Below are 23838 nucleotides of genomic sequence, written 5' to 3' on the forward strand. Positions count from 1 at the left end.
TATGACAGGGTATGTAGCGTTTCACTCCTCACTCTTCACTCCTCACTAATTAAACGCCGTAACAATCAACAACGCCAAACTGGTAATCACACTACCTATACTCACCCATTCGCCAACACTCATTTTGTTTGTTTCCGGTTTCTCCGGTACAACAATTTGAGAACCGGGTGCTACTTTAGGATAGTTTTTAAAAAACAAAAACGATCCCGTTACATCGGCTTTCCCATTAGGATATATAATATAAGCCTTCTTTTTCCAACCTTTACTATCAATTCCCCCAACAGAACTCAAATAATATTTAAAACCTTTGCCTTTACGATAAGGAATTTCCGAGGTCAACAACACATTCCCCGAAACCTTCACCCCTTCATTAAATTCAGCTACTTCTATCTCATCACCTGGAAACAGAATAACATTCGAATAATGATCGGGATTTTTTACAATTTTATCCCAGTTCACCGGTATAGTAGCAAATTTCAATTCTTCTTTGAGTTTTTTTGACAATTTATCAGGAAGACTATCATTTTCTTTTAAATTCAAATCAACGCTTTCAATTAATTCAATTTGTTCTTCTTTAATAGGACGTTTGATTTTCATACCAGCCGGATTTCCAACAGTAGTTAATCCGCCAGCACGCATAATCACACTATAAACCGTTTCTTTTTTGGTTGCCAAAGCATAGTTACCAGGATACAAAACAGAACCCGATACTATAACGGTCTCCGGCTTCTCATACACCGCAATTCTTCTAATATTAATCACATCAAAAGGACGTAATACAAAATTTTTAACCTGCTCATTATTATCGGCAGCTATTTCCAAATTAACAAGCTCTATACGGTTTTTATTGTTTGCATCTACGCTATCCGACTTAATGACACGAGCAATTTCGACTCTTTTAGAAGCCGTTCCGGTTAATCCTCCCACTTGAACCACCAAATCGTTCAAAGTTAAATCATCAAAATAATCATAAGTACCCGGGTTTTTTACTTCTCCTTCAATAGTCACCGTATACGCTTCTCTAAAGTCCAAAATAGAATAAACGGTCACCACATCTTCCCGCTGCAAAATCACATCAGCTGCCAAATCTCCTCCTAAGGCTTTTTCTAAATTAGTATTGATAATCTGCGTAGTCAAATCAGGCTTCAAACGAATAATACGCACACGCTGACGGTAGGCATCTTCTTTTAAACCTTCTGCTTGCGTAACCAAATCCGACAAACGCATCCCTTCATAAAAAGAATACACATCGGGTCTGAAAACAGCCCCATCTATGGTGATGCGATTTTCAAAACGATTTAAAATTTTTGAAATACGAAACACATCGCCAGACTGAGGTTGGTAACGACCATAATCAGCCTGGTTAACATCCTGGACTTTAAATTCCTTGCCCGTTTTTTGCAAAACGTTTACCGAAGCCGTATAAGCCAAATCGGTAAAACCAGAAGCAAAATTCAATAAGTCCGCAAAGGTTTCCCCTTCCTTCATTTCAAAAATACCAGGGCGTTTCACTTCTCCTTCCATCTTAACGCGTGTTGTATAACTCGGAATTCGAATAACATCATTGTCTTTCAAACCAACATTATCACTTTGATCGCCTTTGGTCAAAAAACGGTAAATATCAATCTGCTTATACACTTTATTATTTCGAATCAATTCAATAGTACGATAACTCCCATTTTTACCCGGACCACCACCTAAATACAACGCATTATAAACGGTAGCTAAAGACGAAATAGAATAATTCCCCGGTTGTTTGCTCCCTATTAAAGTGACCTTAATCGTGCGTATTCGGCTTAAACTAACACTGACTTGCGACTGACCCGAACCCACCGTACTATAAACACGTGCAATGGCATTTTTGATTTTCGAAGTAGCAGCCTCAATAGTCATTCCCGACACAGCCAACTCCCCAACATATTGAATGCTTACTTTCCCTTCCACACTAACGGGTACCGTTTCAGAATACTGCTGTACCCCAAAAACACTTACTTGCAATTCGTCTCCTGGCCCTAACACATAATGCACCGGAGTAGCCAATTTTAAATCTGGCTCAAAATTTAAAGTTGGGTTATCAAACAACTCCGAACCAAATACCAAAGCATTCAGGGAATCCTTTACTTTTTGATTTTTAATTTTTTCTTGTTCACGACCAAATTCTTTTTTATTGTCTTCCTTTTTGGGTTTAACTTCCAAAGGATTTGTCGGCCCTTTTTTAGCATCCAAATCTTTCAAACGTTGCTTCAGTTTGGCATACTCGCTAGGAGACATCCCCTTTTCAATGACAATACCCTCCGCTTGCTCAATAGTCATATTATTGGCATCCAATTGACTTTTAATTTTTTGAATATCGGCATCAGACATATAATCGACTTGAACGGTACTCAAATCTTTGCCTTTCAAAATATCCTGTGCATTTGTAGTTGTTGAAGCCAACATTGCCATGCATACTACCAGTATGTAAAGTATTCTTTTCATATTTAATTATTGAAAAACTTTTTTGCTATTTATTTTAATACGGATTAAAACCTGTGTTATTGTGTTGTTCACTATACTACAACTACTTACTCTTCACTCTTCACTCTTCACTCTTCACCAAAAAACTAAGAATACTGCTTTTCATAATACCCCTGATAATCTCCAGAGGTCACATTATTCAACCATTCTTGATTATTCAAATACCAATCGATGGTGATGCTCAATCCTTGTTCAAAGGTAACAGAAGGTTCATAGCCTAATTCTTCATTAATTTTAGTCGCATCAATAGCATAACGCAAATCGTGTCCCGGACGGTCTTTCACAAAGGTAATTAACTGTTCTGAAGTACCCGCTGTATTACCTAATTTGGCATCCATTTGCTTGCACAATTCTTTTACCAAATCGATATTCTGCCATTCGTTAAATCCACCTACATTATAGGAATCACCATTTTTCCCATTGTGAAAAACATTGTCAATCGCTTTGGCATGGTCAATAACAAACAACCAATCGCGGGTATATTTCCCATCTCCATAAATAGGCAAAGGTTTCTTGTTTAAAATGTTATGAATACATAACGGAATCAATTTTTCCGGAAAATGATTCGGTCCATAATTGTTGGAACAATTCGTTAGCACCATCGGTAAACCATAGGTATCATGATACGCACGCACAAAATGATCAGAAGAGGCTTTGGAAGCCGAATAAGGTGAATGTGGGTCGTATTTCGTGTCTTCTGTAAACAAACCCGTATCGCCTAATGCGCCAAACACCTCATCAGTAGACACATGATGAAAACGTTTGCCTTCATAATTGTCCTTCCAAATTTCTTTAGCCGCATTCAACAAATTTACGGTACCAATCACATTGGTCATTACAAAAGCCGTTGGATCCGTAATGGATCGATCTACATGGGATTCTGCTGCTAAATGAATTACGCCATCGGGCTGGTATTTTTGAAAAACCTCAAAAATGTGTGCCGCATCAGTAATATCAGCTTTCACAAACTCATAATTGGGTAATGATTCAATATCTTTTAAATTCTCTAAATTGCCAGCATACGTTAACGCATCCAAGTTGATTACTTTATAGTTTGGATACTTAGTAACAAACTCACGCACGACATGCGATCCAATAAATCCGGCTCCGCCGGTGATGATTATGTTTTTCATGTTATTTTTTTTTCAAATGGTGAATGGTGAATTGTAAATTGTAAATTGTAAATTGTAAATTATCAATAGCAAATGGTTTTCTATTTTAAGTTCTCCTCACTCCTCACTCCTCACTCCTCACGCTTCACACCTCACTACTCCAACAACTTAGATTGCACTTTTTCCAATGCGTTGTATATATCTTTTACGTCTTGTGAACGCTCTTTTTGTAAAATTAAATTGGCGGTTGGGGTGTGGACAAAAATGGTGTTTTGAAGTCCCAAAAAGCTGGTATAGGTATCGCAACCGATTACCATATTGCCATTGGCATCTACTTCATGACCTTTGGCTACTAAATAATCATAGACCGATTCAAACGACCCTAAATCCGACCATTGAAAAGCAGCAGGTACTACTTTTATTTTTTTACTACGTTCCATTACCGCATAATCGACGCTGATAGATGGAATTTCTTTGGATAATGCAAAATCCAACTGCCCGTTTTGATTGTTTTCCCAAACAATTTTCGATTTCTCAAAAACTTCCGGTTGGTATTTTTGTAATTCCTCTAAAAACACGCCCGCTTTAAAACAAAACATCCCACTGTTCCATAAAAAAGCACCTCTAGAAATAAAGTCTTTGGCGGTTACTTCATTCGGTTTTTCCCTGAAAGACACTACGCGATCACCATCAGCTTCAATATAGCCATAACCCGTTTCTGGTTTGGTGGGCACCACCCCAAAAGTTACAATCGCACCATGCTGTGCTTTTGCTACCGCATCTTTCAAAGCCAGCTCGTACGCAGCTTCTCCTTCAATAATATGATCCGAAGGCGTTACCACTAAAACGGCTTCAGGAGCTGACGCCAAAGCCGCAAAGGCAATAGCAGCAGCAGTATTACGAGGAGTTGCTTCCACAATATTGGTATACGAAACCCCTAATTTCTCCATTGTAGCCTGACTCAAATGGCTATTATCTACACTTCCCACTACAATTACCGAATCAGCCATATCTTGATTCCGAACTACGGTTTTTTCAAACAACGATTGCCCTTCAAATAAACCCAAATATTGTTTCGGCTGACTCTTACGAGACAAAGGCCATAATCGACTTCCAACGCCACCTGTCAATATAACGTGTACAATAGTATCCATAGTATCGGTATTAAGCATCCCAAAGGATATTTTATTTTTAATAAACTGTTAAACTACTAATTCAAACCAACATAGTACAAAGCATTGGCACATGCCCCGCAGAGGACTAACAAAACCCTTCTAATACGCCGTGATCAAAGCAATGGGCAAAGCAAAATGATACGAAAAAGCAAAATCAAAAAACAGCATCCACAATATCATTTTACAACCTTGCAAAAGAATTTTAACATAAAAAAAATCCCTCCTTTTCATAGCTCCGCTACTCCTAATCACAACCGGATTAAGAATACTGAAAATTTGAATCGCGCAAATATAGCGCATTATCTCAACTAATTCAAGCGACTCACAACCTTCCTTGAATTTGTTATTCAGCAACAACCCACAAAAAACACAACCCCCTCAATAACAAGCAACAGAAACAAAAAGCACCCAAAAAAAAAGCGTTAAAAAAGCAAATTATACTTTTTTAACGCCTCTATAACACCTCACCACAACGCCTCACAACCCACAATTCCAACCTGACCACTAAAATCCTGCCAACTCACTCTTCACTCTTCACTCCTCACTCTTCACTCCTCACTCTTCACTCTTCACAACTCACTTCCTTCCCAACAACTTCTCATACCAAGATTTTTTCACTACCTCATTCCCATAGCCATAACCATAGCCATAGCCTTTAGTGGTATCCGTAGCATTCAATAACAAACACATATTAGGAAGTTTCCTTTCTTTAAACAACGTATTCGGAATATGCAACATTCTTTTTTCCAAGAAATTCGAACGTACAACATACACAAAGCAATCCGCATGTTTGGCTATAAGCAACGTATCCGTTACCAAACTCACAGGAGCCGTATCCACAATTATATAATCATAGTCCATTTTCAATTGATCAAAAAGAACCTCTATTTTTTGACTCATTAACAATTCTGCTGGATTGGGAGGTATGGTACCCGCTGGCAAAATATAGAAATTTTCAAAATCGGGATGTTTTACTATTAAATCTTCCAAAGAGGCCTCTTTCGAAGACAAATAGTTCGTCAACCCCCTTTCCGGTAGCGACAAATACTCATCCAACCTAGGATTTCGAATATCCATACCAATTAGCAAAACCTTTTTCCCAGAAAGTGCAAAAGTTCCCGCAAGATTAACAGACACAAATGTTTTCCCTTCTTTAGGAAAGGTAGAAGTCATAAAGATGGTTTTAGCTTTTACCTCAGCATTAGTAGGAACCATAAACTCCAAATTGGTTCTAATAATCCGCAAAGCTTCCGCTGTACTCGATCGACTGTTCGATTGGATCAACTCATTAGGACTTTCCGATATAGGCACATCCCCTATAAATGGAATCGCAACTTTACCTTCTAAGTCCAAACGACTTTTGATTTTATTATCAAACAATTGAAGGATATAAATGACTCCTATCGGTATCAACAAACCCAACAATAATGCTGCCAAATAAATAATTTTTCTTTTAGGAGAGACCGGTACTTTTTCGGCCTTGGCAACATCAATAATGCGTGCATTCGGTTCGGTAGCCGCTAATGAAATGGCTGTTTCTTCTCTTTTTTGTAACAAATACAAATACAACTCCTCTTTTACTTTTTGTTGGCGAGCTATAGACCGGAACTTCTTTTCCTGCAAGGGAACTTTGGAAATCTTAGAATTCAATTCACCTTCCCTGCTCGAGAGATTGTTTTGCTGAATAACCAAACTCGACTGGTAACGTTGCAAACTCGCCTTGATGGTAGATCGTAAAGAAGCAATTTGTTGATCCAACTTCACCACCGTTGGATTAGTAGGTGTTGCTGATTTTAAAATCCGGTTTCGATTCAAAATTAAGGAATTGTAATCCGAAATCAACCCAGAAGCATCATGTTCACCCGATAATAAATTGGAAGGAATTAAATCAGAATTACTGCTTTTGCCCAGATACTCCAACATAGACTGTAAAACATTGGACTGAATAGCAATTTCTACCGCTTTTTTATTATACTCAGTAGACCCTTCTAAATACAATTTCACATCCGATTCAATATCGGTAATGTTATTGTTTTCTTTAAACTGTGCCACATCTTGCTCAACTCCGTCTAATTCATCCGTAATTAAAACCAACCGATTGGCAATAAAGGCCGAAGTATTTTCCGAAATAGCGTTTTTATCCGCCACGGCATCGGCGTTATAAGACGCCACAAGCTCATTCAAAAAATCTTCCCCTTTTTGAGGCACTACATCTACAGTGGAAAGCGACAAAACACTACTGGTTTTACTCAAAGGGGTTACTTGCAATTTCGTGCGATACGAATCCACAATATCATCAAACGGATGCAGTACAATCTTCAATTCTTTTCCAACAGGAAGGGTTTTGTTTCCCAGGTTGCGCACAACAACCAAGTCCCCCAACTTTGTTTTAATCGCTTCGGTATACCGAAAGCGTTTTTTTTGACCCGAAGAAAAGAGCAACGTATCAGCACCATTCGCTACAGACAAATCAAAAGAACTAGCAGTTACAGACGAAAAAAACAGTTCAATAGGTTTTTTAAAACCTACCGTCTTTCGCCTTACAAAAGCAACACGAATAGGGCTAACGGCATATAAATTAGCCTCAATAATACTCCCTTCTGCAATAACCGAAACACCCAAATTTAATTTACGCACAGCACTTTCTACTATCGTACGCGATTTTAATATCTCTATTTCATTATCCACATTATTACCGACTACACCCAAGCCCATATCCGAAAAAGCAGATAACTCAGACAGCATCCCACCCTTTTTTTCATCTTTTACCAAAATAGTAGTCGTCACCTGATAGGCCGGAATCGCATAACGCAAGTACACAAAAGCACCTACTAAAAAAAGAACAATACTTAAAACAAACCAACGCCAATAGTAAAGATACTGACCTACAATTTCGTTAAGATCGGTCGTTTCCTCTATAAAATCTTCATTCGTATTAAAATCCATATACTATATTCTATTATTTTGAAGTCGAAACAATTAAAGTGATTAGGGTAATTAGTAAAGAGGTCACCGAAATGACAACAGAAGTATTCGGACCAACGGCCGCACCATTGACTTTATTTTTATTGGGCTCCACATACACCACATCATTTTGTTTTAAGTAATAAAATGGAGACGAAATAAAATCGGCTTTAGTGATGTCCACACGGTTAAAGGTTTTAACCCCATCCATTTCACGTATGATTAAAATATTACTTCTTTTACCATGAATGGTCAAATCCTTGGCCAAACTCAAAGCCTCTATTAAAGTAATACGCTCGGTCGTGACCGGATAAACACCCGGAACCCCAACCTCCCCTTGGATCGAAACTTTAAAATTCGTAATACGCAGGGTAACTATCGGATCTTTGATATAGGCTTTTATTTTAGTTTCCAATAGTGACAAAACAGCCGCACGACTAAGCCCTGATACTTTAAGCTTTCCCAAAACCGGAAAATTAATATACCCTTCCGCATCGACCAAATACAATTGCAAAGTCTCTTGACTACGCACCACTTCAGGTCTTGTGGGAGTAGCTACACTGGCCGTTTGCAAATTAAATGGCATGGCAATCTCTGGATCTTCTGCAGACACGATAATCGACAACAAATCATCAGGCTGAATCGTAATTTCATAGTTAGCACCAACCGAATCAGAAGCCACAGCATCGATATTCTGATAATACACCACATCTTTTCGACTAGCACATGAAAAAACAAAGAAAAAAACGAATAAAAAAGCAATTCGCTTCAATAAGACAAAATGGAACATATTTTTTTTTTAGAAATACAAATATAATTTAAAAAGGGAAAATCTTTTGTAACAGCAGTATATTACCCCTACGAAATTGTAAAATGGTTAATTCATAATGGATAATGGTTAAATGATAATGGATAATGGTTAAATGATAATGGATAATTATGAATTGTTAATTGATAATTATCAATTGTCAATTAACAATCAATATACCTAGTCCCCAGCACCAACGTACAACTTCCTCACTCCTCCCCCAACCTGACCACTAAGACCTTAACCACTGATTACACTATTCACTATTCACTACTCACTACTCACTCCTCACTCTTCACTCTTCACTCTTCACAACCCATAACTAAGATACTGACCACTCATTACACCATTCACTACTCACAACCCACAACCTGACCACTAAAACACTGACCACTGATTACGCTACTCACTCTTCACCCTTCACCCTTCACTCTTCACTCCTCACTAAAAAACCCCTCCAATACCCGTAAAATTCGTTCCCGATCCGAATCGGTCAAATTAGATCCCGAAGGCAAGCACAAACCCTGCTCAAAAATTGTTTCCGAAACCGAACCGCCATAATAAGGATAGGATTTAAAAACAGGTTGCAAATGCATGGGTTTCCAAAGGGGACGACTTTCGATATTGGCGCGATCAAAAGCAATGCGCAATCCTTCTCGGGTTTTTCCATTCGTAACGGCTGGATCAATCGTAATGGCCGTTAACCAATGGTTCGAAAAATAGCGATCATCCGGTTCCGTCAAAACAGTAACCCCTTTTATACCCGCAAAAAAACGAGCATAAAAAGCATGCATAGCTCGTCGTAAGGCCACATGAGCATCTAAAACCTCCATTTGTCCCCTACCAATACCCGCACAAATATTGCTCATGCGGTAATTATACCCAATTTCACTATGCTGATAATGAGGGGCATTATCGCGAGCCTGTGTAGAAAGAAAAATAGCTTTGTTTTTTAGCTCTTTATCTCCCAATACTAAAGCACCGCCGCCCGAAGTGGTAATAATTTTATTGCCATTAAAGGAAAAAACACCAATCGTTCCAAAAGTACCACACTTTTGATTTTTATAACAACTCCCAAGCGCTTCAGCACTATCTTCCAAAATGGGAATAGCATATCGGGCAGCAACCGCAGCAACCGCTTCCACTTGAAAAGGCATCCCATACAAATGAACTGCCACTATCGCCTTCGGTTTTTTGCCTTTAGCCATACGATCCACGATAGCCTCTTCAAGCGCAACCGGACACATATTCCAAGTGCTGCTTTCACTATCCACAAAAACGGGAGTAGCTCCCAAATAGGCAATCGGATTGGCCGATGCCGAAAAGGTCATACTCTGACAAATCACCTCATCCCCCGCTTGCACGCCCAATAAAATCAACCCCAAATGAAGTGCCGCAGTACCCGAACTCAAAGCAGCCACCTGATGTCTATCCGTTCCCAAATAAGCCACTAAATCCGCTTCAAGACCATTTACATTACGCCCCAAAGGCGCAACCCAATTGCTATCAAAGGCCTCTTTTACAAATTTTTGTTCGTTCCCTCCCATATGAGGAGAAGAAAGCCATATTTTTGAATTGCTCATTATATATTATAATTATCTATTTTCTATCCTATATCCCCATCACCACTCACAAGTCAACCATCAACCATCACTGTTCCTCACTCCTCACTCTTCACTCCTCACTCTTCACTCCTCACTCCTCACTCCTCTTCAACATACCTCAAAACCCTCCCCGGATTCCCCACTACAACAGCATAATCAGGCACATCCCGTAAAATAACTGCTCCAGCTCCTATAATAGCCCATTTCCCGATAACCACACCCTGAATAACAATAGCACCGATACCAACATGAGTACCTTCGCCAACATGCACCCCTCCTGCTAAAGAAGCATTCGGTGACACATGCACAAAATCGCCCAATACGCAATCATGATCCAAGGTAGCAGCGGTATTGACAATACAGTGTTTCCCAATCTGCACAGCAGGATTCACAATCGCCCCAGCCATAATTACCGTACCCTCTCCTACTGAAACATATTGAGAAACTACAGCTTTAGAATGAATAGCTATAGTAAAATTGCTATTCAGTTTTTTGACAATTTTTTTTCGTATACTATTATTCCCAATAGAAACAATTACATTTCTAAAAGTAAAACAATTTTCAGAACGCACAACCAAATTACCAAGAATAGTTTTACATTTTGGATCATCATCAACAATAAAAGCAACGTCGATTTGATTAGATCCTAAAATGTCCACAATCACTTTACAATGACCGCTAGCACCATATAATACAACTTTATCTTTCTCCATTAAAGGGTTCCATTGTAGCCGAATTCACAGCATTAATGCCTTCCGACTTAAATACTTTCTGTATTGTTAAAAAAAAAATACGCAAATCCAACCACCAACTAAGACGATCCACATACCAAACATCATACTCAAATTTCTGTTCCCAAGAAATTGCATTTCGCCCATTTACCTGTGCCCACCCGGTAATACCAGGGCGAACTTCATGCCGCCTTTTTTGCATTTCATTGTACAGCGGTAAATAGTGTGGTAACAAAGGCCGCGGTCCTATCAAGCTCATATCGCCTTTTAACACATTGAGCAATTGAGGCAGTTCGTCTAAAGAAGTCTTACGAACAAATGAACCTACGGGCGTCAAACGCTCCGCATCCGACAACAAATTGCCTTTGGAGTCCTTTTTATCATTCATGGTCTTGAATTTGATGATACAAAACAATTTTTCGTCTTTACCAGGACGCAATTGAAAAAAGAAAGGTTTACCCTGATTGGCAAAAAACAAACCAATTGTTGCTAGAATAAACAACGGACTAAACAATAACAAGGCTAGAAAAGCAGCTACAAAATCAAGTAGTCTTTTGAAAAAATACTTATACATATCTTTCTAAACTTTTATATTCAGCCAAAATAGCTTCCCAAACTACTTTTTGTTCATAACGATTGACTATCATAGGCCTTGCTTTTGCTTGCAGTTTATGGCGGTAACTTTCGTTTTGTAGCATTTTTTGCATGGCATCATAAATTGCAGCACTATCTTTTACCGGAATAATCATCCCGTTCTCTCCTTCAACTATAATTTCATTACAACCATTAATATTACTGACAATACTTGGCAATCCCATAGCACCCGCCTGCATTACCACATTCGGAAAACCTTCTCTGTAACTCGGAAAAACCAAGGCGTCTGAAATAGCAAAATAGGGACGTACATCTGATTGAAAGCCAACACTAATTATCGATGTATTAGTTGCAATTGCATCCAAAGTGGTTTGATGTAAAGCATCTAATTCTGATTCCAAAGAACCAACAAGTAATAATTTAGCACCTAAAGTTTCGAGTTTACAAAAAGCATCAATTAACTCATTAATTCCTTTGTCTCCTACCAAACGTCCTACGAAAACAAACACAAAATTATCAGGATGTATGTTCCATTTTTCCCTCAGCTTTTGATTGTCTTCTTTTGAAAAATGAGAGCAATTAAAATGAGTGGTATCGATACCATTGGAACTACCATTAGCCAGCACTTTCAATTTCTCTGGTTGGCAAAATTGTTCTTGTATAATAATATCTTTTAACCCAAAAGAATTGGGATAAATTTTAGTGGCGCATTTATAGGTAATTTTTTCAACAAAATTCAATAGTTTTCTTTTATTTCCTGTGGCTTCTAAAAGTGGTAATCCTGCTACAGTGTGTAATCTATGAGGAACTCTTGCCAGTTTTGCTGCTATCATTCCTACTGTACCCGCTTTTGGTGTATGGGTATGGACAATTAAGGGTTGTTCTCTTTTGAAAAACTGATACAAATGCCAAACGGCTTTGAGATCCTGAAGAGGAGTTATTTTCCTAGTCATTTCCACCGCAAAAGTTTTCACTTCTTCTTTTTTACTAATTTTATTAAGTGCATTGCTATCGGAAGAAACGGCAATGACTTCATAAAAGGAACTCATGAATTTCAGTTGCCCCGATAATAATTTATCAAGGGAAATAGGAACAGTCGTTATGCGTATTAATTTATTTTGTTTCATTACTTTTAATAAAAACTTAGAGTCTCATTACGACTAATTATTTTGAAATTTTCTTTCTATTAAATAGTAAAATCCATATGAAATTAAAACACAAAATGGAACTACTAAAAAACACATAATCATCAATGTATTATTATAACTTATTATAAAATATTTCATGAGATAAAGATTAAAAAGAGCTAATATTGGCCCATGAATTAAATATAAGCTATAGGATATCTTACCCAAAAAACCGAGACACTTACCAGACAAAACATTAATTAATTTATTAGACAAACCATTTAATTGAATCTTCGTTAATAGATATAATAAAAAGGCGAAATTTAATCCGAAAAAAACCTGATATATAGCTTTAGCAGGGAATTTATAATAAACTGCTAAACACATAGGAATAAACAATAACAAACAGCATGGCAATAATTGAACTTCATTTATTTCGAAAGAATTTGAAAATGTAAAATAAGCTGAAATAACTCCCATAAAAAATAATAAAATAAATTGTGGTTCAGCAAAGGGAACTAGTTTGTATAGTATAATCGTTAGAATTAGACTAAAAAAAATGGCTGTAATCAGATTAAATTTTCTCCAAAAAAACAATAGTACTGGAAACACAAAATATATTTGCCATTCAGTAGCAACACTCCAATGAGCTCCATTTATTTTATAAATCCAATCTACATTCCAATTATGAACTAAAAAAACATGCGCAATTACACTTGGTGCTGTTAATGGAATCTTGCTATCCCAAACAGTATTAGCTGGTTCCTGGAGTATTGGAAAAATATAATATAAAATAATACTAAAAAGTAGCGCCATATAATACGGGAAAATAATTCTATTTGACCTCCTTTTAATATATACTATAAAACCTTTTTTTAATAAAAGATCATTATTTACTACAGGAATTGCTAAACAAAAACCAGATAGGACAATAAATATTGAAACAGAAATATGTCCAATAGAATTTATCTTTTGTAATACATTAAGGAATAAATTATCTGAGAAATGAAATCCGCTTTTAGTAAAAAGCATAGCATGAAATAAAACAACAAATAAAGCACTGGCTCCTCTGATACCATCTAAAAATGAAATTCTGATTTTTTGATCTTGCATTAATTTCTATTATAAATAATTTTTTTTTCTTGAAATTCCTTAATATCATTCATGTACTTTGTTTTATCCTTATGTAGAATATTGAAATTCTTCATACTAAGTACAATATTATCCAAAGAAGTGTTATGAAACAAAAAAGCTATAGGCACTTTATTTCCAATTAAATAAAAATTAGAAAGCTTAATCTCTCCACCAAGTTCTTTTAATTTTGAAGATTTCACATTCGAGAATGAAATTCCGCGCTTAGAATATATATCTCTATAATTATTAACAAAAATCCCTATATCTACATTAATTTTTAATGATTTAAGCCTACCTAAATACATAGACAAACCACTAATTCCATTATTATAAGTTATAATATTATCTAGGAAAATATTACTTAAAATATTAGAATTATCATTTGGTTCAATATCAATTCCTGTCATAGGATTTATTCCATTTGAATTTGAGATAACTAAATTATTTAATGAAATTTTATCTCCATTTATAATACTAATCCCATTTCTTCGATTATTATCCAAAAAACCTCCTGAAATATTAATATTAGAAGAGCATTTTACTCCACCAATATAAATACCATCGCCCCAAAAATTTTTTATATTACAATTAAAAACCCAAACGCTATCAGAATTTTTAACACTAATTCCCATTCCCCATTCCCCTGTTACACCAAAATGCTTATCTCTCTCACCAGTAAGTTTAGGACTATATATTTTAACATTATTTTTATTTACTATTTGAATAAGAGAATATCCATTTTTATTATTGGGAATCATTATTAATTCAGAATTTTTATCAAAAATCAAAACACTATTAGAACTTAACGACAAACCTTTATTATTTACTGCTAGTGGAAAATTAGGTAATTTTACAATTTTATATTTATTTAATGCACTTTGGATGTATTCTGTATATTCTATACTTCCATCCTTTACAAATCCTTTAGGGAGTACCTGAGCCAAATCATAAGCACTATGCAAATATTTTAAATAATCATTTCCCATATCGACAGTCTTAATATAATTAAGTGGTACTTCATTATATTTAAATTGGGCAAATAGTAAAGTATTTAAAAATATACATGCACAAACAAATAGCTTTTTCATTTTTTATATAAATTTAGATAGGATTGAGCAACTAATTTAATATTAAAAGCACGACTTCGTAAAAAGCATTTGTCTGATATTTGTTCGTACAACAATTGATTATTTATCAATTGAACTATTTTATTCTTTAATTCTTCACTGTTTCCTTTTTCAAATAAAACTCCATGATTTATAACAACTTCAGATAAGCCCGGCACATTTGAAGCTATAACTGGTTTTCTACATGCCATACCTTCAACAGCTACGATCCCAAAACCCTCATAATTTGACGAAACAACTATTATATCGCTCATTTTCATATAATCGCCTACATTGCTCTTAATTCCTAAAAAATGAACTCTCTTTTCTATATTTAATTTAGCAGCTAAAGATTGGCAAGATTTTAAAGAAGGACCTTCTCCTATAAAGACCAACTTCACATTTTGAGGCAACTTGCTCAAGGCTTTTAACACAGTAGGTTGATCTTTAGCAGCTCGAAAACTCGCTACTTGTAACAATATAATATCATTCTTGTTACAAGCTATTTCTGTTCTATTCAAAGCAATAGAATCATCTATTTGTTTTAAATTAACACCATTATTTATAATGGTACAAACATTTTCATATCCTAATCCGATATGTTTCAATAAATTAGATTGGGTTGAATTTGATATACAGACTATTTTATAAAATTGATTATAAATAATACGATCCAAAATTTTAAAAATCAATTTATTCCGTCTATTATTTTCAGTACTGTGTTCGGTAAAAATGAGTTTTGCTTTATTACATGAAAAAAAATGAGTTAGACTAACCCAGTATAACGCAGGAAATAAATGCACATGAATTACATCTGCATCTTTTAACAATTTAATTAATTGAATAAATATATTTGGAGAATATAGTGAAGTTCCTAAGCTAACAATATTTATATTTTTGTGTTCGGATAGTTTTCTTTTTAAAGGTGTCTCCACTCCATCTAATAAAATTATTACTATCTTTCCTTCAACAGTAGCATTGAACTGAACCAATAAATCTACTACAAGATTTTCAGCTCCACCAAATCTCAAACTATTAATTACATGATAAAGTTTCATAATTCTTTAAAGCTAGAATTAAAATAATTGGAATCATAATATAATGGGTATTTAAAAATGAAGCATGAAAATTACCTCCTACAATCATTAATAAAAATAAAAAAAACAATACAGGCTTAATTTTATATGCCGTAACTAAAATATAAGCAAAAATAAAGATCAATACAATTGAAAAAATAGCACCATATTGAACTAAAAAATCTAGCAAAAAATTATGCGCAAGCATCTTATGCGATATTTCAAAATATCCTAAAAATTTTGCACCAAATAAAAAATTGTCCTGAAAAAAAACAATTGCATCTAGATAATTAGCTAATCTTCCTGAATCGTTTGATAGATCTGTACCTCTATTTTCTTCAAAAATAAATAATATAATTTTACCAACAGGTAATGCAATTATTACGCTTAAAAGAATCCATTTTATTTTTTTAAAATAGATCAATAATATACAAAATACAACAAATAAAGATGCTATCCCAGTTCTTGCAGAAGTTAAAACACTAAAAAAAATTAAAAAAAGCATCAATGCAATATCAATATATTTAGTAAATAATATTTTTTTATTTATTTTTTCATGAATCAGTATTATAGTTGATGATGCAATGAAAACAGAGGAAATACTATAATCATAAAATAATCCTGCAAACCCCAATCTTGTTGCCCCCATTTCACTCTGCAATCCGATATCATTTCGTCCTAAATATTTGAAGAACAAATATTGTGTTAAAACGGCTAAACCAGAAATAAAAGCACTTATAACATAAGCTTTTAAAAGTTGATCAATTTCATTATTTTTTATTTTTGCTTTAGTCGAAACGACCAAAATCATCAAAATAAATAATAAAATTTTAATTAAGCTTTCAAAATAATAATCTGGGTTTATATTTTGACTAATTGTATACACAATTAAAATAAAAAAAAGACTAATCAAACATAATATATGTAAAGAAATATTTTTATAATAATATTTACCATTACCAAATAAATATAATGTCAAGATTAATTGTATAATAACAAATAAACTTAAAAAACTTTCTCCTAAGATAGATATAAAACTGAATGGTAAGGTATATACTAACATTAATAATAAAAAAAAATCAAAATTAATTTTTTTATAGAATCTAAAATAAAGTAACCCCATAATTAAAATAGAAAAAACACCAACAAAAACAACAGGCACCTTAAAAATATATAGAAAAGTTATTATAGTAGAAAATAAATTGCATAATATAAAATTATTTCTCGTTAATTTATTTTTTTCCATTTCTAAGATTTTTTATAGCACCTGCTATTAGTTTAAAATTGGTTAAACGTGTAATTTCTGAAATTGTCAATTTCCTTTTATTAAAAACAATTATTTTTAGGTATCTTTTACCTAAAACAGAATAAACTTTTGATTTCTCTTCGGGATAAAGTTTTTCAAAATGAATTTGCAACAAATTAAAAAAATCTTTTATATAGGAAATGGTATAAATTTCAAAATCAACTTTACAGATGTATTCACTCAATGATAACATAAAAAGAAAATCTAAATCCTTAGGAGATAAAGTTAAACCAATATTTTTCAATGCACTTTGCTGGATTTTTGATATAGTATTCTTTCTTTCTTGATAATCAATGCCGCCCACACTTGTTTGACTATTTGGTGTATTTCTATAATCAATTAAAACTTCACTAAAATTGTATCCTTTCCCATAGGATAAAAATCTAACCCACAATTCGTAATCCTCGGCATATTTAAAATTAGGACTATATTGTAAATCATTATCTACAAAAACAGATTTCTTAAACATAACAGATGGATGTGTAAATGGAGTGCTAAATATTGCAGAAATACGAATCGATGTATCATCTATAGGTAAATAACTATTATGTTTAATTTCTGAATTATCTGTAAATTCAGTTCTTGCAGAACTACATATTACATAGTCTGGATTGTTTTCTAAAAACGTAACTTGTTTCTCAAATCTTTCTGGTCTAGAGAGATCATCTGCATCCATTCTAGCGATATACTTGCCTGTAGCTAATGAAATCCCTTTATTTAAAGAAGCAATCAACCCTAAATTAAGCACATTTTTAATATATTTTATGCGCACATCATTAAATGACTTCACAATACTTTCTGTATCATCAGATGAACCATCATTAATAATTAAAAGTTCAAAGTTTGAAAAAGTTTGACTCAATATAGAGTCAACAGCAACTGCTAAATACTTTTCTGCATTGTATGCTGGCAAAATCACAGATATTAAAGGAATCATTTTACAACAATTTTAAATTATTAAAATTCTTAAGCCATGCATCATAAAAACCACGATTTTTACCATAAGAATTATCTAGAATAATTACTTCCTTATTTAATAAAACACTTAAAATCATACCATGTAGCCTTGTTGTATAGATAATATCGTATTTGTTTATAAAATTAATTCCTGTTTCGACATGTTTATCCATTCCTCTTCTATTTTTAAATCCATAAGAAGGGTGGATACATAAATTAACTATAGGAATATATTTTAAAATATTACAAATTTTACCATCTAAGGCCTCAACATAATTACTTAAAACATTAAGTCTTTTATTTGATGAATTATAAGTAGGCCAATCTAACACATCTACTTCTTTGTCAATAAAAACATCACTATATTTATTATCTACTTTTTCTCCATCAGTTCTATTCAGAAATAAACTCTTATTAGATTTTTCATTCACTATAAATTCATCTAGATTAATAAAAAAAGCCATATCAGGCAATAATAAAATTCTATCATTATCAAACATTTGTGAAATTATATCATATGAAATTTTGTCTCTAACACATATATAAAGATTTTTATGTTTATTGAATATTGCAAAATCATTTACTTTATTCTTTTCATTTTCATAAAAAATTGTTTGTGGCATTATAATAATCTTGTTATCGGGAAAATTTTCAACAACTTTTTTCTTGAATGATTGAGATGAGGAATATATATCTCCAAAATTTCCTCCTCCATGAAGTAAAATAACAGTATTTGAAGATTGAATAGAAGATTCATTAAAAGTGTAACGATTAAATTGTTTTAAACAAGAATACTTAAGTCTTTTAAAATACTCTAATTCACCTTTCCAAATTAATGAATCGCCTACATTTCTATGGTTTGGTATATCCAATAAAACAAAATCATTATCTATTAAAGGAGAAAGTTTACCTTCTATTATTTCTTGTAATTTTAATATTTCAGTCTTATTACAATTTAATTTTATCATCTTGTATTTAGTATTTTTGTAAAAATTGTTTTTAAACTAGTTTTATTAATTATATAAAAAAATGTTATTGCAAAAAAAGTTAACAGTGCAGAACATATTAAACTTTCAAAATAGAGCAGAATTCCAGTAAAGAATAACACCAAAAATGTCTGTCCAACTATATTTTTAACATTCAAATTTAATTGAATCACTTTAACTGTTTGTTTATATCTAATAATAAACATAGTTAAAAAACTAAAAAAAGTTCCTAATACACAAGCATGCAGTCCTATTAAATTAATTAATCCAGCAGAAATAATTATATTAATTAATGCAGCTATGGCACTTGTAATTAAGATTCCTTTAGTCTGTTTACTTTTTAAATATATAGCACCCAAAAAGCCCGAAAGTGAAGAGAAACAAGAACCTAAATATAAAAATGGGGCATATTTCCAAGATTCAAAAAAATTAATATCAAAAAGAACATGACAAATTAAAGGGTTTGCAGCAATGAGTATTAAAGTTAACGTAAGATTAAAAGAAATATAATTATTAAATACTTTAGAATAAATTGGATTTTTATCATTCTTATCAGAAATAACTAAATCCTGCCATGCCAACATGAACACTGTATTAATAATTGTAAGCAAGGAGGGGAGTCTTGTTGAAATTGCATAAATTCCATTATCTTCAATATTAAGAAACTCTAAAATTATATATCTATCAGAAGCATTAATAACCCACCAACTTAACGTGTTCAAAACTAAAGGAAGTGAATATCTTATTAAAGATTTTTGTAATTCAAAATCCAATTCAGTTTCAAAAAATCCTCGAAAATAAATATTAGAACTTACAAACAAAAAAAGACTTGTTAAAACATTTGCTATAATCAATGAGTAAAAAATCCCTTGTACTTTATCCTCAAACCATGGCATATACAAAAACAATATCGTTATTCCAAAAATGAATATACTGTTTAGTATACCTGCTAAAGAATATAATTTTGTTTTACCTACTCCTCTAGTTATTTGCTGGAGAAAAGGGAGAATGCTTGATGTAAAAATTAAAAATGAAAACTCTTTTATGTGAGGTATTTCATGATACTGGCGAACTATTAAGATAAGAACTTGAACCACAACAAAAGTACAACCCATAATAAAAGCACTCTGCTTTAAAACTTTTCTTTTCAAATTAATGTCATCTCCACAATCTAATAACCATCTATAAACAGCTTCGTTCATTTGTAAAGAAACTACTGGCAACAATAATTGAACTGAGGTTATAATTAAATCATACATCCCCAATTGGCTTTTTGTCAAAAAATAAGAATACAGAGGGATCAACAAAAAAGAAAGTATTTTAGCTCCGAAATTCCCAGCCGTATAAATTAAAGTATTTTTTAAAAGTGTCTTACTATCTGACATAAACTATATAAATTATCAGATAAAATTTACAGTTTATAAACTGCTTCACCAGAAAGTATTCCTTTTACATCATAAACAATCGAATTTTCTTTTTTCAAGATATCAAAATCCAGATCTAAAAACTCTTTGTGCGCAACACCTAAAACTACAGCATCAAATTGTTCAGAGGGTAAAGTGTTAACGCTTAGCAGATCGTATTCGTGTGCTACTTCTGCTGGGTTGGCCCAAGGATCATATGTAGTTACTTTTACGCCATAATCTTCTAAGACCGCTATCACATCAACTATTTTAGTGTTACGTACATCGGGACAATTTTCTTTAAACGTAATTCCCAACATCAATAGGGAAGCATTTTTAATCGTAATACCTTTTTTAATCATCAACTTCACCACCTGCGAAGCCACATAGTCGCCCATAGAGTCATTCAAGCGGCGACCGGCCAAGATAATTTCTGGATGATAACCCACCTCTTGTGCTTTTTGTGCCAAATAATAGGGATCAACTCCAATACAATGCCCCCCCACCAAACCTGGCTTGAAGGGCAAGAAATTCCATTTGGTTCCAGCCGCTTCCAATACGGCATGGGTATCGATATCCAATAAATTAAAAATTTTGGCCAATTCATTCACAAAAGCAATATTGATATCGCGTTGGGAGTTTTCGATTACTTTGGCCGCTTCGGCTACTTTTATAGTCGGTGCCAAATGGGTTCCTGCTGTAATCACACTTTGGTACAATTCATTAACTTTTATTCCTATCTCTGGTGTTGAACCAGCCGTAACTTTTAGGATTTTTTCAACTGTATGCTCCTTATCTCCTGGATTGATTCGCTCAGGCGAATAACCCGCAAAAAAGTCCACATTAAATTGCAATCCCGATATTTTTTCCAAAACCGGAACACACTCGTCTTCCGTCACCCCAGGATAAACGGTAGATTCATAAATCACAATATCTCCTTTTTTCAAAACCTTCGCCACTGTCTCACTGCTCTTGTAAAGCGGAGTCAAATCTGGACGGTTGTTTTTATCAACGGGAGTCGGTACCGTCACAATATAATAAGTACAATCGGCAATAGCATTCAAATCAGAAGAACATAACAAACCTGTCGATTTTCCATTTAAATCTTCAACCAACACCGCTTGCAAAATGGCATCCGACACTTCCAGTGTACTGTCGGTTCCCGAACGCAAACCAGCTATACGACTTTGATTAATATCAAAACCAACTACGGGATACTTTGTAGCAAACAAACGTGCTAACGGCAACCCCACATACCCTAATCCTATAACAGCTATTTTTATACTCATTATATTATATTTTAATCCTTAAATTTTAAAACCTCACTTCAGATTTTTTATTTCTAGCTGTAGGCAATAGCTTCAAGCTCTAAACAAAATACTTCAATCTTATTTGTAAATGGTCAATGGTGAATTCTAAAACATTAATACTTAATACTTAATACTTAATACTTAATACTTAATACTTTGTCTATCAACCCTCAACTTGCAAATTCTCCCAATACCAAGCCACTGCCTCTTTCAACCCCTCTTGAATAGAAAATTGAGGATTATAACCCAATAATGTTTTCGCTTTGTCAATACTCGCTAAGGAATGCGGAATATCACCCGCTCGAGTAGGACCATACACCACCTCCACTTTACCAATTTTAGAGTCAAAAACCTGTAAATTTTCTTGTAAAAGCGCAACCAATTGTTTCAAAGTAGTTCTGTCGCCATAGGCCGTATTGTAAACCGTATTCACTGCCAAAGGATTCGTTGTAGTCATCGCCAATTCGTTCATCTGAATGACGTTATCGATATAGGTGAAGTCACGTGAATATGCCCCATCGCCATTAATAACCGGACTTTCGTATTGCATAAACTGCATGACAAATTTCGGAATCACCGCCGCATAAGCCCCTTTGGGATCTTGTCGGCGACCAAACACATTAAAATAACGCAATCCGATGGTTTCTAATCCATAGGTTTTGCTAAATATTTCCGCATACAATTCGTTTACATATTTCGTAATAGCATAAGGCGACAAGGGCTTACCGATAACGTCTTCTACTTTAGGTAAGCCTTGAGAATCTCCATAGGTAGACGAGCTCGCTGCATACACAAAACGCTTTACCTTAGCATCACGAGCAGCCACAAGCATATTCAAAAACCCCGAAACATTCACCTCATTAGTGGTAATCGGATCATGTATCGAACGTGGTACCGAACCCAAAGCAGCCTGATGCAAAACATATTGTACACCTGTAACAGCCGCTTGGCAATCCGCCAAATTGCGAATATCCCCTTCTATCAAACGATAACCAGGATGCGCTAAAAATCCTTCCACATTATGCCGGTGTCCCGTAGCAAAATTATCCAGACACACCACAGCATAGCCTTTACCTAAAAAATAGTCGGTAAGATTAGAACCGATAAACCCAGCTCCTCCTGTAATTAAAATTTTTTCTTTCATTTTTATAATAAAACGTTATGTTCAGGCAACACAAGCAACTGTTTTCTTCTTTCTCAAAAAAACAAGACGTTGCTTATTTAATAAAAAGGCTAAAATTGAAAATCGACTCCCCTTGCAAATCATTACAAGGAAAATCGATCAATCATTATATCTTTTTCAATTGTTTTTCAGCCACCTCTTTCCTCAAATTACTGCTAGAAAAGCGGTGGTCACGGACATTAAAATACAGCGCAATACCCTTAGATTCGCAATACGATCTACCCGTGAAATCTTGCTCGGCATACTCAACACCAAGAATACGGACATCAATTTGAAAAGAACGCAAAATATCCTCTAAATCTTGCTCGGTAGCATAAGGCACAATTTCATCCACAAACCGGCATCCTTTCAACTGTATATAGCGCTCTACAACCGTCTGCGTAGGCCTGTTTTTCTCCGGGCGATCCAAAGTAGGATCCGTTTGCAAACCCACAATCAAATAATCACATTGCCGTTTTGCCTCCTCCAACATTTTAATATGCCCAGCATGCAGCAAATCAAAAGCACTAAAAGTAATTCCTACTTTCATATTTTTTCACATTAATAAAACTATAAAAAACATATCCTAGCACACATTCTTACACAGCTCCGCGTTCCTTACACACAATAATGTAAAGAATTTTCCAACAAACTAGGATCGCAAATATAAGTTTTTAAAACTTGTAATTCAATACCTAAAAACCACCTTACCACCTCCAACAAAAAAATGCCACCGTAAATAAACCTAACCCGCTCCCACCCAAAC

Annotated in this window: 19 protein-coding genes; all 19 read right to left on the reverse strand. The window is 34.1% G+C overall.

Translation table 11 applies throughout. From position 1 onward, the window contains the following. Positions 1–45: 45 nt before the first annotated feature. A complete protein-coding gene (locus I5M07_RS15715; RefSeq protein WP_200107402.1) occupies positions 46–2478 on the reverse strand; it encodes an SLBB domain-containing protein in 2433 nt (810 codons plus the stop codon). Between the two features lie 125 nt (positions 2479–2603). Beyond that, on the reverse strand, positions 2604–3650 hold the full coding sequence (gene rfbB, locus I5M07_RS15720; RefSeq protein ID WP_200107403.1) for a dTDP-glucose 4,6-dehydratase: 1047 nt from the start codon (positions 3648–3650) through the stop codon (positions 2604–2606). Positions 3651–3784: 134 nt separating this feature from the next. Then, the gene (locus I5M07_RS15725; protein WP_200107404.1) at positions 3785–4783 is read right to left on the reverse strand and encodes a mannose-1-phosphate guanylyltransferase; all 999 of its coding nucleotides are present in this window, start codon (positions 4781–4783) and stop codon (positions 3785–3787) included. 597 nt (positions 4784–5380) lie between these two features. Continuing rightward, positions 5381–7750, reverse strand: coding sequence for a GumC family protein (locus I5M07_RS15730; protein WP_200107405.1), 2370 nt, complete (start codon positions 7748–7750; stop codon positions 5381–5383). A 13-nt stretch (positions 7751–7763) separates the two neighbouring features. Beyond that, positions 7764–8558, reverse strand: a complete 795-nt coding sequence (locus tag I5M07_RS15735; protein ID WP_200107406.1) for a polysaccharide biosynthesis/export family protein — start codon at positions 8556–8558, stop codon at positions 7764–7766. 452 nt (positions 8559–9010) lie between these two features. Then, positions 9011–10159, reverse strand: a complete 1149-nt coding sequence (locus I5M07_RS15740; protein WP_200107407.1) for a DegT/DnrJ/EryC1/StrS family aminotransferase — start codon at positions 10157–10159, stop codon at positions 9011–9013. A 119-nt stretch (positions 10160–10278) separates the two neighbouring features. Further along, complete coding sequence (locus tag I5M07_RS15745) at positions 10279–10893, reverse strand: acetyltransferase (RefSeq protein WP_200107408.1); 615 nt, start codon at positions 10891–10893, stop codon at positions 10279–10281. Beyond that, positions 10880–11485, reverse strand: a complete 606-nt coding sequence (locus I5M07_RS15750) for a sugar transferase (protein WP_200107409.1) — start codon at positions 11483–11485, stop codon at positions 10880–10882. Before I5M07_RS15750 ends, I5M07_RS15745 begins: the two co-directional genes overlap by 14 nt. Continuing rightward, positions 11478–12632, reverse strand: coding sequence for a glycosyltransferase family 4 protein (locus I5M07_RS15755; RefSeq protein ID WP_200107410.1), 1155 nt, complete (start codon positions 12630–12632; stop codon positions 11478–11480). Before I5M07_RS15755 ends, I5M07_RS15750 begins: the two co-directional genes overlap by 8 nt. Positions 12633–12665: 33 nt before the next feature. Beyond that, positions 12666–13745, reverse strand: coding sequence for an acyltransferase family protein (locus tag I5M07_RS15760; RefSeq protein WP_200107411.1), 1080 nt, complete (start codon positions 13743–13745; stop codon positions 12666–12668). Further along, positions 13745–14854: a right-handed parallel beta-helix repeat-containing protein gene (locus tag I5M07_RS15765; RefSeq protein ID WP_200107412.1), complete on the reverse strand. Its 1110-nt coding sequence runs from the start codon at positions 14852–14854 to the stop codon at positions 13745–13747. Before I5M07_RS15765 ends, I5M07_RS15760 begins: the two co-directional genes overlap by 1 nt. After that, positions 14851–15930 (reverse strand): glycosyltransferase, encoded by a 1080-nt coding sequence (locus tag I5M07_RS15770; protein ID WP_200107413.1) that lies wholly within the window; start codon positions 15928–15930, stop codon positions 14851–14853. The genes I5M07_RS15765 and I5M07_RS15770 overlap by 4 nt, the downstream gene beginning before the upstream one ends. Further along, complete coding sequence (locus I5M07_RS15775) at positions 15908–17194, reverse strand: HAD family hydrolase (RefSeq protein WP_200107414.1); 1287 nt, start codon at positions 17192–17194, stop codon at positions 15908–15910. The genes I5M07_RS15770 and I5M07_RS15775 overlap by 23 nt, the downstream gene beginning before the upstream one ends. Then, positions 17181–18191, reverse strand: a complete 1011-nt coding sequence (locus I5M07_RS15780) for a glycosyltransferase family 2 protein (RefSeq protein ID WP_200107415.1) — start codon at positions 18189–18191, stop codon at positions 17181–17183. Before I5M07_RS15780 ends, I5M07_RS15775 begins: the two co-directional genes overlap by 14 nt. A gap of 1 nt (position 18192) precedes the next feature. Continuing rightward, entirely contained in the window at positions 18193–19179 is a 987-nt protein-coding gene (locus I5M07_RS15785) for a polysaccharide pyruvyl transferase family protein (RefSeq protein WP_200107416.1), read from the reverse strand. Beyond that, positions 19176–20582, reverse strand: coding sequence for a lipopolysaccharide biosynthesis protein (locus I5M07_RS15790; RefSeq protein WP_200107417.1), 1407 nt, complete (start codon positions 20580–20582; stop codon positions 19176–19178). The genes I5M07_RS15785 and I5M07_RS15790 overlap by 4 nt, the downstream gene beginning before the upstream one ends. Positions 20583–20608: 26 nt before the next feature. Further along, positions 20609–21889 carry a nucleotide sugar dehydrogenase gene (locus tag I5M07_RS15795; protein ID WP_200107418.1) on the reverse strand — a complete coding sequence of 427 codons (1281 nt, stop codon included), beginning with the start codon at positions 21887–21889 and terminating at the stop codon, positions 20609–20611. A gap of 184 nt (positions 21890–22073) precedes the next feature. After that, positions 22074–23054, reverse strand: a complete 981-nt coding sequence (locus tag I5M07_RS15800) for an SDR family oxidoreductase (RefSeq protein WP_200107419.1) — start codon at positions 23052–23054, stop codon at positions 22074–22076. A 145-nt stretch (positions 23055–23199) separates the two neighbouring features. Next, positions 23200–23622: an adenylyltransferase/cytidyltransferase family protein gene (locus I5M07_RS15805; RefSeq protein WP_200107420.1), complete on the reverse strand. Its 423-nt coding sequence runs from the start codon at positions 23620–23622 to the stop codon at positions 23200–23202. Positions 23623–23838 lie beyond the last annotated feature (216 nt).

Origin of the sequence: Flavobacterium agrisoli, from assembly GCF_016522065.1 — a bacterium.
Taxonomy (GTDB): Bacteria; Bacteroidota; Bacteroidia; order Flavobacteriales; family Flavobacteriaceae; genus Flavobacterium; species Flavobacterium agrisoli.